The sequence below is a fragment of the Neobacillus drentensis genome (genome assembly GCF_036965425.1).
In the GTDB taxonomy this organism is placed as follows: domain Bacteria; phylum Bacillota; class Bacilli; order Bacillales; family Cytobacillaceae; genus Neobacillus; species Neobacillus drentensis_F.
Genome location: NZ_JBALPP010000120.1, coordinates 1 through 12,520, shown reverse-complemented (window position 1 = coordinate 12,520; position 12,520 = coordinate 1). Strand labels below are relative to the sequence as shown.

13 protein-coding genes and 1 riboswitch are annotated in these 12,520 nt (G+C 39.4%); of the genes, 4 read left to right on the top strand and 9 right to left on the bottom strand.

Going from position 1 to position 12,520, the window contains the following annotated elements:
• Positions 1 to 92: 92 nt before the first annotated feature.
• The 5 genes from V7161_RS24905 to cax form a co-directional block, all read right to left on the bottom strand.
• The gene (locus tag V7161_RS24905; protein ID WP_335715503.1) at positions 93 to 1,640 is read right to left on the bottom strand and encodes a fumarate hydratase; all 1,548 of its coding nucleotides are present in this window, start codon (positions 1,638 to 1,640) and stop codon (positions 93 to 95) included.
• A 154-nt stretch (positions 1,641 to 1,794) separates the two neighbouring features.
• Positions 1,795 to 1,995 carry an SE1561 family protein gene (locus tag V7161_RS24900; RefSeq protein WP_289986785.1) on the bottom strand — a complete coding sequence of 67 codons (201 nt, stop codon included), beginning with the start codon at positions 1,993 to 1,995 and terminating at the stop codon, positions 1,795 to 1,797.
• Between the two features lie 116 nt (positions 1,996 to 2,111).
• Positions 2,112 to 2,900: a YfkD famly protein gene (locus tag V7161_RS24895; protein WP_420491660.1), complete on the bottom strand. Its 789-nt coding sequence runs from the start codon at positions 2,898 to 2,900 to the stop codon at positions 2,112 to 2,114.
• Between the two features lie 92 nt (positions 2,901 to 2,992).
• Entirely contained in the window at positions 2,993 to 3,634 is a 642-nt protein-coding gene (locus V7161_RS24890; protein ID WP_335715501.1) for a YczE/YyaS/YitT family protein, read from the bottom strand.
• A 385-nt stretch (positions 3,635 to 4,019) separates the two neighbouring features.
• The gene (gene cax, locus V7161_RS24885) at positions 4,020 to 5,078 is read right to left on the bottom strand and encodes a calcium/proton exchanger (RefSeq protein WP_335715500.1); all 1,059 of its coding nucleotides are present in this window, start codon (positions 5,076 to 5,078) and stop codon (positions 4,020 to 4,022) included.
• 185 nt (positions 5,079 to 5,263) lie between these two features.
• On the opposite strand from cax, the gene V7161_RS24880 reads away from it, so the two are divergent.
• On the top strand, positions 5,264 to 6,439 hold the full coding sequence (locus tag V7161_RS24880; RefSeq protein WP_335715499.1) for an MFS transporter: 1,176 nt from the start codon (positions 5,264 to 5,266) through the stop codon (positions 6,437 to 6,439).
• Positions 6,440 to 6,636: 197 nt separating this feature from the next.
• Positions 6,637 to 8,553, top strand: a complete 1,917-nt coding sequence (locus V7161_RS24875; RefSeq protein WP_335715498.1) for a heavy metal translocating P-type ATPase — start codon at positions 6,637 to 6,639, stop codon at positions 8,551 to 8,553.
• 417 nt (positions 8,554 to 8,970) lie between these two features.
• Here the strand turns inward: V7161_RS24875 and V7161_RS24870 are convergent, their stop codons facing one another.
• Positions 8,971 to 9,807, bottom strand: a complete 837-nt coding sequence (locus V7161_RS24870; RefSeq protein ID WP_335715497.1) for a YihY/virulence factor BrkB family protein — start codon at positions 9,805 to 9,807, stop codon at positions 8,971 to 8,973.
• A 29-nt stretch (positions 9,808 to 9,836) separates the two neighbouring features.
• Positions 9,837 to 10,175 carry a YtxH domain-containing protein gene (locus V7161_RS24865; RefSeq protein ID WP_335715496.1) on the bottom strand — a complete coding sequence of 113 codons (339 nt, stop codon included), beginning with the start codon at positions 10,173 to 10,175 and terminating at the stop codon, positions 9,837 to 9,839.
• Positions 10,176 to 10,376: 201 nt separating this feature from the next.
• On the opposite strand from V7161_RS24865, the gene V7161_RS24860 reads away from it, so the two are divergent.
• Positions 10,377 to 10,601 carry a DUF1128 domain-containing protein gene (locus V7161_RS24860; RefSeq protein ID WP_223589697.1) on the top strand — a complete coding sequence of 75 codons (225 nt, stop codon included), beginning with the start codon at positions 10,377 to 10,379 and terminating at the stop codon, positions 10,599 to 10,601.
• Between the two features lie 31 nt (positions 10,602 to 10,632).
• On the opposite strand, the gene map is transcribed toward V7161_RS24860, so the two are convergent.
• Positions 10,633 to 11,382, bottom strand: coding sequence for a type I methionyl aminopeptidase (map, locus tag V7161_RS24855; protein WP_335715495.1), 750 nt, complete (start codon positions 11,380 to 11,382; stop codon positions 10,633 to 10,635).
• 285 nt (positions 11,383 to 11,667) lie between these two features.
• On the opposite strand from map, the gene V7161_RS24850 reads away from it, so the two are divergent.
• On the top strand, positions 11,668 to 11,997 hold the full coding sequence (locus tag V7161_RS24850; RefSeq protein ID WP_335715494.1) for a helix-turn-helix domain-containing protein: 330 nt from the start codon (positions 11,668 to 11,670) through the stop codon (positions 11,995 to 11,997).
• An 80-nt stretch (positions 11,998 to 12,077) separates the two neighbouring features.
• Here V7161_RS24850 and V7161_RS24845 read toward each other — a convergent pair whose 3' ends face one another.
• Positions 12,078 to 12,227: an anti-repressor SinI family protein gene (locus tag V7161_RS24845; RefSeq protein ID WP_335715493.1), complete on the bottom strand. Its 150-nt coding sequence runs from the start codon at positions 12,225 to 12,227 to the stop codon at positions 12,078 to 12,080.
• Between the two features lie 29 nt (positions 12,228 to 12,256).
• Positions 12,257 to 12,347: riboswitch (cyclic di-GMP riboswitch) on the bottom strand.
• Positions 12,348 to 12,520: the final 173 nt, after the last annotated feature.

Below are 12,520 nucleotides of genomic sequence, written 5' to 3'. Positions count from 1 at the left end.
CTATTTTCAGAGACTTACGACAATTACTGGAAATGATTTGGAAAACAACAAAAAAAAGAACAGGCGCCAACCCAGCGCCTATCCCCATAATCCTATTTAAAAACTGGCTCCTTAAACTGTGCTAATTTTTCTAATGAAGATTTATCAACATCAGCATGCAAGCTGTTTCCGTGAGAGTCCATCGTTACTACGGCTGTGAAGCCTTCTACGCGAAGGTGCCACATTGCTTCCGGAATACCGAACTGCATCAAATCAACGCCTTCAACGCCTTTAATACAATCAGCGTAATACTGTGCTGCACCTCCGATTGCATTCAAATACACACCGCCGTGCTCATGAAGAGCTGCCAGCGTCTTAGGGCCCATTCCGCCCTTACCGATTACAGCGCGGATACCAAATTTCTTCATAATGTCACCTTGGTAAGGCTCCTCACGAATACTTGTAGTCGGTCCGGCAGCCTTGACATGCCACGTACCATTTTCGTCCTTCAACATTACAGGGCCGCAGTGGTAAATGACCTGGCCATTGAGATCGACCGGTGCATCGTGGTCGCTAAGATATTTATGAATCGCATCGCGGCCAGTGTACATTAAACCGTTAATTTGAACCACATCGCCGACTTTTAGCGAACGAATTTGCTCTTCACTAATAGGAGCTTCTAACGTAATTACGCTCTCTGAAGAAACGGCAGATTCATTAGTAGCAGCTGCTTCTTCCTGAGCAAAATCAATGAACTCGCCTTCTTGGTAAGCCCACTCATTAATTTCACCGCTCACAGGATCTACGCTCACACCCATGCGGCGGAATGCCCAGCAGTTGTAGGCAACAGAAACATAGAAGCTGGCAGGAATGCGGTGCATCACGCCGATTTTACAGCCAAGCAAGGTTGCTTCTCCGCCAAAGCCCATTGTTCCGATCCCTAATTTATTTGCATTTTCCATCACATATTCTTCTAACTTGCGAAGATCTTCATTTGGATTCACGTCTTCAACCAAACGGAATAATTGCTCTTTCGCTAAATCATAGCCTGAAGAACGGTCGCCGCCGATTCCGACGCCGATAAAGCCGGCGCTGCAGCCTTGGCCTTGTGCCTGATAAACGGAATGCATGATACATTTGCGGATACCGTCCAAATCACGGCCGGCACGACCTAGTCCATCCAACTCACACGGAAGGCTGTATTGAATGTTTTTATTTTCACAACCGCCGCCTTTTAAAATCAAGCGAACGTCGATATAATCTTTTTCCCATTGATCAAATTTGAAAACTGGCACACCTGCACCAAGATTATCGCCGCTGTTTTCACCTGTTAAGGAATCAACGGAATTCGGGCGTAATTTACCTTCTTTTGTCGCCAAAACAATTGCGTTCTTAATCGCTTCTTTAATTTCTAATTGATTCACGCCAACTGGAGTTTTAATTTTAAAGGTTGGCAGACCTGTATCCTGACAGATTGGCGATACTTGATCGTCAGCCATTTTAATGTTGTTTGTGATGGTGGCAAGGCTCATTGCAGCACTTGTGCCTGCGTTTTCTTTTTCCTTTGCGGACTTAACGGCACGGCGCACGTCCTTTGGAAGTTTGGTAGATGTTTCAACGATCAGCTTGTACATGCTTTCTTGAAATTTTGTGATATTCACTTCGATTTCCCCTTTCCCGAAATTCCCCAAATTATTCTATATAAATTTTACAACTTTTTGACTTTTTCATTATACTCCTATAGCCATTAGAATTAAAGGATAAGGTTGCAAACGAATTCATGGTAACTTTTCCAATAACAAAAAAAAGAGTCTGCTATTTAACAGACTCGCTGGCTTCACGGTTATTGAACTCTTTGCATTTATTTTCCATTTCATCTAGCATCAAAATTAAGCGGTCAATATCCTCTAGATCCGCATCTTCCGGATCAATGGCATCAAGCACATCAATAAACATATTTAAGCGGTGCTTTAAAAAATCAACCTGGGAATTTTTATCTTGAACTGGACTACCCACACACTTCTCTCCTTTCACTACCGTTCTCATCCTATCGAATATTTCATACTTTTTCAATATATTGCCCTAAATTACAATAAAAAAACTCCCACCAGGTAGGAGTCTTTCTAACAAATTTATCTTGGCCGCTCAGACGCTGCAAATCCAAAGGAGACGTAATCCTGAACAGGTATCCAGGCTCCAATGCCTTGTGAAGTAACGTTTTTGATGACGATAAACTTCCGGTTTCCTTTAAGCATTAGATAAACTTCTCCGTAAGTGACCTTCCCTTTTTCATTAACCCCAGGCGCATACGCATATAAGTAACCTAAGCGGTTAGGCGGAATGTTATAGATATGATCATTTTTTGTTCCAGAACCAATAATCGTTTCAAATGCTAGAGGCAGACTTGTCTTCTCCATCGCTTTTAAGAGCATCATCTTTTTAACGTCTTCTGCATTTGGGATTTTCGCAGTCAGACCGCCTCTGACGATTTTCTGTGCCTCTTGAACATATTTAATCTGGTAGGGAACCTTGCCTCCACGATTATCAAAATAGTTGGTATTTATTTTTTGGTACTCCCAGTTAGGCGAGGTCTCTGAGGACTCATAATTTAAAGGCCACTGTCCTAAATAAACAATCGCACGGTAACCAATTGCAAAAGGAGTACTATTAATACTAGACTCATTGAGCATCCGAATTAAATCGGGATTTTCAATTTTAACCCTAGAAGTTTTGATTAACTTTTTGGTTAAATCGCTTGGCTGCAAGAATGGCAAATCCTGCGTTGAATTCGGATAAGTATTTTCCTTCGTAATATTTCGAACTGAAGCTGGGACCTGGTATTTTACAGGATTTTTTTTCACCGCACCGGCTTTTTCAGCAAATGCAGACGGAATAATAGTTAACATTAATAACAGTGTCATAAGGATTGAAACATTTTTCCTCACTGTGTTGAACTCCTTTCACTAGTAGCATTAATAAGGTCTGCTCATAGTTTTTTCGGAGTCCCCAAATATTATCCATTCACTTTAGTAAATTTCAAATCTTTCGCTTGAAGCTTCTGCATTAATTTTTTAAATGATGGAAAAAACAATTGGATTGCAGGACCAACGGCAAAGGTAATGATAATTGTGCCGTAGGAAATGGGTCCATTCAGGAAAAAGGCCGGAATTAAGGCGGTGATTTCACCAATGGTTTTGGCAACCATTAAATTTACACGAAAGCGTTCTTTAATAGCCAGCATGAAATTATCGATCGGACTCTGCGGAAATTTGGCTTGTAAATAAATTGAAGCTCCAAAGCCAATAATTAGAATGCCAATTAGCAGCATTGCCAGTTTAGCAAAAAGCAAATCAACGGCAAAAAGATTAAATATAGTATTCAGCCAAAAGTCAACCAAAGTACCAATAACAATAATCGTTAAGAGAGAAAGAACATCTGGTCTTCTTTTTAATAAAAGAGAGACTACTATCATTAAAACGGCCCCATCGATCATAACCCATTTTCCTACCGATAGCCCAACTCTTTCGGTTAGAGCAACATTTAAGGCATCCCATGCACCAACGCCGATATCCGCGACTTCAATGGTCATACATACACCGAAGGTCATGATAAACAAACCGATGATAAAAAATAAAAATCGTATTAATAATTTCATCTTTTGCTCCTTGAAAAAAGTAATGGAATTGTAATAATCTGAACATTTACAAAATTCAATTTTTCATTTATAATGGGGTTAACCTTTCAAAAAGGAGGGCTGTAATCAATCTGCTGGCGAATTATTGATTTTCATTAAGGAGGTTGGGATTCACTAATAATATGACATTCAACACTCGTGTTTTTTCAATTTATAACTAAACATGAAGGTTGGTGATCGATGGTCCCAAGAAAAGCGATTGATTTTTTTACCCTTATAAAATTAGGTGCTGTTAAATTATAGCACAACGGTTTTGTTTTACCTGTACATTAATTAAGTAGTATGAAAAAAGAGACTCTAAGCCTCATTGGCCTAGAGTCTTTATTTTTGAAAGCATTACCATTCATTATAGCAGGAAAAAACCAATGCCCATAATGACATATGCTGCCAGCAAAGTTAAGCCTTCAAACCAATTCGTTTCTCCGTCATTAGAGATAACAACCATTAAAAGCACGGATGAAACCATTGCGATAAGTTCCTGCCAGCTGAAGATCAATGGCATGGACTGATTAAAGAAAAGAGAAACAATGACAAGGACGGGTGCTACGAACATCGCTACTTGAAGCGTTGATCCGATTGCGATTTCTACAGCGACATCCATCTTATTCTTATAAGCCATTAAAACGGCAGATGCGTGTTCCGCAGCGTTTCCGACGATGGCGACAATGATGACCCCGATGAATAGCTCCGTCCAGCCGAAGGACTCTGCGACAAACTCAAACGTGTGGACAAGATGCTCGGAAATATAGGCCACTACAATCGTTGCAATGGCGAGAACGGCAATCGCCTTCCCTTTTCCCCACTCCGGCTCCTCTTCTTCATGTGTATCAATATCACTAGTCGTCTGGTACACCCCTCGATGAGTCACTAGTTTGAAAAATAATGCTGCTAAATAAAGAATCACCAGGGTAACGGAAATTCCGACGCTTAAGGTTAGTGTTTTTCCCTCACTCATATTCAAGGAAAAAACTGCTGGAATTACAAAAGCAATGATAACTGCAAACATTAAAAGTCCGGAATTATGGCGGGCATCATACACATTAAACTCCTGCCGCTTATATTTTATTCCCCCAACAAAGAATGAAAGACCTGCGACGAGAAGCAAATTTCCTAATACAGAACCGGTTAAAGATGCCAAAACGACCCCAACAAGACCTGCTTTTAACGCAAAGATCGAAATGATCAATTCAACTGCATTTCCAAAAGTAGCGTTTAATAGTCCGCCAATTCTTGGGCCGGCAACAATCGCCAGGCTTTCTGTTGCTCTTCCCATAAAGCTGGCTAGAGCGATAATTGTTAAACAATAAAGAACAAATAGGATACCATTTGACCAATGCATTAACGTTCCAATTATAGATAACGGGACTCCTGCAAACGTCATCAGCATAAAAATTTTATTTGTCACCGCGTTCCCTCCATAGTCTAGTTTTTATCTCACTAATTTTTCTACTACATATTTTGCTGTCATTTTCTCCATAATTAGCCAAAAAAAGAGTATCATTTTTCAAAAGAAATATGCAACATTTTTCTTGCAAAAGTGGAAGATTCTAGGGTACCATCATTTAAGGACTATGAATTGAGGAAAGTATGATGAATAAACTAAATTTCCGTTTTTGGATTCTTGTGAGTATTGTTGCCATTTCTGGTTTCTCGCAGGGGATGCTTCTTCCGCTCATAGCCGTTATTTTTGAAAAAAGTGGTGTATCCTCCTCTTTAAATGGTTTAAATGCCACCGCTCTTTATATAGGGGTATTGCTGGTATCTCCTTTTATGGAGATGCCTTTAAGAAAATATGGTTATAAGCCGGTAATTATTTTTGGCGGAGGTCTAGTTGTGATTTCGCTTGCCTTATTCCCTCTGTGGCAAACCTTTTGGTTTTGGTTTGTTTTACGCTTGTTAATTGGAATCGGTGACCACTCTTTGCATTTCGCCACCCAGACCTGGATTACTTCCTTTTCCCCCGCAGAAAAAAGAGGACGAAACATCTCCTTGTATGGTTTGTTTTTTGGAATTGGATTCGCCACTGGGCCGTTAATGACTCCATTGGTGAATGTTAATGAAGCTCTTCCCTTTATTGTTTCTTCCATACTTTGTTTGATTGGCTGGGGATTTGTTTTTAGTTTAAAAAATGAACTTCCCGAACAAGAAATGAATAATAATACCTTTTTTTCAACCATCAAACAGTTTAGAAAGACCATTCAATATGGCTGGGTAGCCTTTTTGCCGCCATTATGCTATGGCTTCTTAGAATCTTCTCTGAATGGGATATTCCCAGTTTATGCTTTAAGAATGGGTATTAATGTTTCAAGTGTCTCGGTTGTGTTATCAGCTTTTGCCATAGGCAGTATCATTACCCAGCTGCCATTAGGGATATTAAGCGATCAATATGGTCGAAGAAACATTTTAATGACGGTTTTATTTATCGGGTTTATCAGCTTTACAGCTGCCAGTTTTCTTGAACACTCTTTTGTTGGTCTTTTCATAGCCATTCTCATTGCAGGAATGGTAGTAGGCTCAACCTTTTCACTTGGTATTAGTTATATGACTGATCTAGTACCAAGAAATCTTTTACCGACAGGCAATTTGTTATGCGGCATCTTCTATAGTGTTGGAAGCCTAAGCGGCCCCATTCTGGGAGGTCTGTTTATTAAGTTTTTCCAAAATATAAGCTTTTTTTATATTATTTGTGCACTGCTTCTGGCTCTTTCTTTTATTATTTATACATTTGGAAAAAAGGCTCCCGTCCTCACTGAACAAAAAAATTAATTCGGAGCAATTCCATATCTTAAGCATAAAATGTATGGTAAAATAAAATAAAATTTAATACAAATAAAGAATTTTTCTAGAAAGTGCTGTCATCACCAAGATGACAGCTTTCGTGCTTTTTTAGGGTAATGATTTTGATTATTTTTCTCAATTAGAATTAAATCTTATCAATTAGAAAGACTGAGGGGGGAGAATCAATGAGTTCTGAAGCAAAATCTCTAACAAAAGGAATACAAAAAGTAGGAGTAATTGAAAAAATTAAACCACATGCCGAACTGATTGCAGCAATATTAAGTGGATTACTGATAGCCACAGGGTGGTTATTGGATAAATATGGAGAGGGATCCGATTCCATTATTGCCTATCTGCTGGCTTTTGTAATCGGCGGTTTTGCCAAGGCAAAGGAAGGCATAGAGGCTACTTATGAAAATAAAGAACTTAATGTAGAAATGCTAATGATATTCGCGGCAATTGGTTCAGCCATGATTGGCTACTGGACTGAAGGAGCTATTCTTATCTTTATCTTTGCCGTCAGCGGAGCCCTTGAAACCTACACCATGAATAAGAGCCATAAAGAGATTTCATCACTAATGGAGCTTCAACCAGAAGAGGCACTCTTATTTACAGACGATGATGAGGTGAGGGTTCCCGTTTCTCAGCTTCGAGTTGGTGACCACATTCTTATTAAACCGGGTGAACGTGTACCTTCAGACGGGATTATCATTAAAGGACAAACCAATATTGATGAAGCAGCAATCACTGGAGAGTCCTTGCCTGTCTCTAAAGGAAATCAGGAGGAAGTATTTGCCGGTACAGTTAATATGACTGGGGCCATTACGGTTCAAGTCACAAAAGCGAGCCATGATACCCTTTTTCAAAAAATCATTCAGCTCGTTCAATCTGCCCAAAGCGAAAAGTCGCCTTCACAGCTTTTCATTGAACGTTTTGAAGGAACGTATGTAAAAGTCGTTCTAGCCGTTGTACTTGCGATGTTTTTCCTGCCGCACTTCGCCCTTGGCTGGAGCTGGCATGAATCCTTTTATCGAGCGATGATATTATTAGTAGTCGCCTCACCTTGTGCCCTAGTCGCGTCCATTATGCCCGCTACGCTTTCAGCCATTTCAAATGGTGCAAAGCATGGAATATTGGTTAAAGGCGGTGTACACCTGGAAAATTTGAGTCATCTAGAAGCCATCGCTTTTGATAAAACCGGAACACTGACTAAAGGAAAACCTGAAGTGACCGAAGTTATTGTTAAGGAAGGGCTTGATGCAGAAACACTACTATTAAAGGCAGCATCTATCGAAAATCATTCAAACCACCCGCTTGCTCAAGCCATTGTCAAATATGCAAAACAGAACTTGAAAACAGATCTTTTCCATCCAAACAGTTTAGAGGATGTGCCTGGATGGGGTGTCAAAGCAGAAATAAACGGGGAACAATGGAAAATTGGAAAAGCTGCATTCGTTGGGAAAGAACGAGTAGATCACTTTGCAGATGGAAAAGCAAAAGAGCTTGCCAGCCTGGGTAATACGCTGGTGTTTATCGAAATTAATGGCGACCTAAGTGCCATGATTGCTTTAAAAGATGTTGTCCGTAAGGAAACAAAGCTGGCTATAGACCATTTAAAGAAACAAGGTATTCGCACCGTCATGCTTACAGGCGATAGTGAAAAAACAGCACGGGCGATTGCGTCTGAAAGCCATGTCGATGAATTTTACTCTGAATGTTTACCAGAAGAAAAGGTTGAGCAATTAAAGCAGTTGAAAACCAAATATAAGACCGTCGCAATGGTGGGTGACGGCATTAACGATGCACCCGCTCTTGCCATTGCCAATGTCGGTATCGCCATGGGGGAAGGAACAGATGTTGCCCTTGAAACGGCAGATATTGTCCTTATGAAAAATGATCTGCCTAGAATCTCTGAAGCCATTCTTCTTTCCAAGCGTATGAACAAAATCATTAAGCAAAATGTTGTTTTTTCCATTACGGTCATAATGCTTCTGATTTCATCTAATTTCTTTCAGGTGCTTGATTTACCTTATGGGGTGATTGGTCATGAGGGCAGTACCATACTAGTCATTTTGAATAGTCTGCGCCTTTTAAAATCATAGGCTGTGTTAAACTTGGCTGTTGATTTGCGCTCCAGGCACTTCGCTTTCCGCGGGCGGTTCGGGGAGCCTCCTCGGCGCTTAAGCGCCTGCGGGGTCTCCCCTGCCCCGTCCTCCCGCAGGAGTCTCGCGCCTTCCGCTCCAATCAACGAGTTTAAAAATCACCAATGATCTTTAACACAGCCACATCATAAAGAAGACCGGGTGAAATTAAAATCACCCGGCCTTTTTTATATCATTAGTGATACCCATTAGATCCATTTGCGGATCCTGAAGTTTTATTTCCTTTGCTGCCTTTGCCTTTTTGCTTCGTACTGCCATCTTTTTTAGTATGCTTTGTCATCGAATCTAACCTCCGTTTATGTTGGGTCATACCCAATTATAGTTTTGACATAAAACGCATTTTCATAAAGGAAAGTATTAGCAGTTCGAACGATTTTTTTCACTATAAAAAGCATTAATTTCTCCACCCAAAATAATGATGAAGGCGGATATGTAAAGCCAGATCATTAACACGATAATCGCTCCAATACTACCGTATGTTAGCGAATAATTACCAATGTTCTCTACGTATAAGGATAATCCCATGGAAGATATAATCCAGCCCAATGTCGCAAAAGCTGCTCCTGGAAAGGCACTGCGACAACGTAACTTAACATTAGGAGCCACCCAATATAATCCGGTAAAAATGAGAAATAAAATAATCGCACTAAGGAGCAAACTAAATGTATCCCAAACCTTTATGAACTGTTGTGTATATCCTAATTGTGAAAAGATAAAGAGTCCAATTTCTCTGCCGAATATCGGAAGTACAATTGCGAGGATGAACACAAAAATCATCCCGAAGGTTAATAAAATAGCCATTCCTCTTGCAACAATAAAGGAGCGGCTTTCCTTGACATTATACGCCTTATTAAAAGCCCTCACAACCGCATCTATACCATTGGATGCCGACCAAATGGTCCCTATAACCCCGAATGAAAGCAAGCCGCCGTTTCGATGATTCATAATAAACTTTATGTTTTTTTCAATAAGTTCCATTGCTTCAGCCGGTGCAAAATCCCTGATCATCCCAAGCATATCTTGATGAGGAATTGGAATATAGGGCATAAGGGAAAAAATAACAATGAGGAGCGGAAACAGGGAAAGAAGAAAAAAGTAGGCCAATTGGGCACTTAATCCTGGAAGGTCATCTTCTTCGATTCTATGCCAAAGCAATCTTAGCAATGAAGAGCGTACATTCACTGTCTTTTCCACTTTCTACTCTCTCCTTTTTAATAAATTTTTTAATCTTCTACAATAACTTCTTTTAGGAGCTCCTCTTGGTCACTGTTGGAGAATGAGTCCTTCGTTTCTTTGACGATATCCTTCACCTGAGGGGTTAATTCCCGCAACTCCTCAACCTTTTCCACAAGATAGGAAATATCCTCACTTACCTGCTCAAACGTTGACCGTATTTTTCCAGCGGTTTCCCCGGGATGTCGTAAAATGTAAGTAACCTTGCTTGAAGTTTTTTGGACGTTTTCCTTCATAATCTGTCTGGTTGGTTTATCTAATAAGCTGATCGCTCCCCCTGCGAGTGCTCCCAATAACATACCCTTCCAAAATTGATTCTTCTTCGTCATCTTAACCTTTCCTTCCTTATCTCTAATTATCATAAATCCATTTTTCATGAAAATAATACCAGAAATACAATCTACCTTTTATTTTGCTTTATTCACGCTCCCTAAGCAAGTAGTGTCCGCTAACTTTATCATGAGTTTTGTATTGACATAACCTTTTTAACGTGAAAAGATGGGATTAATATTTCTGAAAGGGTGACCAGAGTGAATTTATCCCAAAAGTCGGTAGAAAATGTTGAATTTATGATCGAACAAATAAAAGAAAAACTGAAGGTATTAAACCTTGGTGCGATTAAACCCTCTCACTTCGATGAGGAAATGTATGAGGAATTAAAAGAAATTTATGAAATGGTACTCCGAAAGAATTCGTTTAGTCCCAATGAAATGCAGGCCCTTGTTGAAGAATTAGGGAATCTTCGAAAAAGGTAAAAAAACAGATCACGAGGATCTGTTTTTTTATTTACCCCTGATCCGTCAAAATAAACGGACCGTCTTTGGTAATAGCAATTGTGTGTTCGTATTGGGCAGAGTTTTTACCGTCAATGGTGCGGGCGGTCCAGCCATTGTTATCCATCTTTGTTTGGTACCTGCCAACATTAACCATTGGTTCAATCGTAAAAACCATTCCCTCTTTAATTCGAGGTCCCTTACCTGGCAGCCCATAATGCGGTACATCCGGTTTTTCGTGGATGACAGCCCCAATTCCGTGTCCAATAAAATCCCGAACGACTGAGAAGCCTTCACCTTCAACATATTTTTGAATGGCATGGCCTATATCCCCAATTCGGTTGCCGGGAACAGCCTGTTCAATCCCTTTGTATAGAGCTTCTTTTGTTACGTTTAATAAATGTTCTGTCTCCGGTGAAACCTTACCAACAGCATAAGACCATGCAGAGTCAGCCAAGGCACCGTTATAATTAACAACCATGTCAATCGTAACAATGTCCCCCTCTTTTAGCGGCTCTTTTCTTGGAAAGCCATGGCAGATTTCGTCATTTATACTCGCGCAGGTTGCATATTCGTACCCTTTATAGCCTTTTTGCTCAGGGGTAGCATTTTTTTCACTTAAAAATTGATCGACAAACTGATCAATCTCCCAAGTTGTAATACCCGGTTTAATTAGCTTCGCTATTTCTTTATGACAGGCAGCCAGTATTTCTCCCGCCTTTTTCATCGCTTCAATTTCACGTTTTGATTTAAGGACAATCATGAAAGGGCTCCTTCCTTTTTGTTTATTTTTATGTAGGTTAAGCAATATTGTTCGTTATAGAAACATACTTATGTCAAAATTATACTTTAAGACTAAATTGGCAACACTATTAATATTAACTCTATCCGATTATTTTTTCAAAATTACTTATACACTCGGAAACTAAAAACATTAATTCACAAAGTTCATAATTTTGTCATAATCCTCCGTTCGTAATATGGTGCTTACTTATTCTTTTTGGTAGAATTAACATATAAACAATAATAATTAGGTGTGTGAGGCTAAATGATTGGTGACCGCGTAAAAAAATTTCGCTTAGAGAAGAAAATGTCACTATCCGAACTTGCTGAGCAGGCAGGTGTCGCTAAATCTTATTTAAGTTCACTTGAAAGAAACCTGCAAAAGAATCCCTCGATTCAGTTTCTTGAAAAGATTGCTGCTGTATTAAACCTTCCAGTCGAACATTTAATACATGAACAAATAAATAAAACGGAGTTAGATAGTGAATGGATGAATATTGTAAAAGAAGCCATGAATTCAGGTGTATCAAAAGATCAATTTCGTGAGTTTCTTGAGTTTAATAAGTGGCGGACGAACCAAAACAATAACCAATAGAATTTTGCCATACGAAAAGAAAAAGCATTCTACAAAGAATAAAATTTTTGTAGAATGCTTTTTAGTTTTCCCATATGTACTCAGATGTTTTTAGCTATTAGCTCTTTAACCTGACTTTGATTAAGGAATTCCCGTACCTCTTCTAATGATAAACCAAGCTCTTTCGCCTCTAATATGAGCCCTAGCCATTCCTCGTCGATGACATCCATTTTTCTTTCTGTAATCACCATCGTTTTCACCCCTAAAATACATTCGTATTCCAGGTAGCCCGGCCATCATAGTAAGCAATTACCTACCTTAGATCCTCGGCTTTGCGTCCCTGTTTTTCAACAGGTTTGCCTTTTTCTGTCTTTAATGATCCTAATTCATCACCGACTTGCCAACCTTCACTAATATTTCTAGGTCAATATACTTAATCGATTTCGATATGTTCATTATATATAGTCCTTTTATAACAGGGTGTTAGATTTTGTCATTTTATTATAAAATTCTTACAATTTTTTAGAACAAATAATACCAAAAT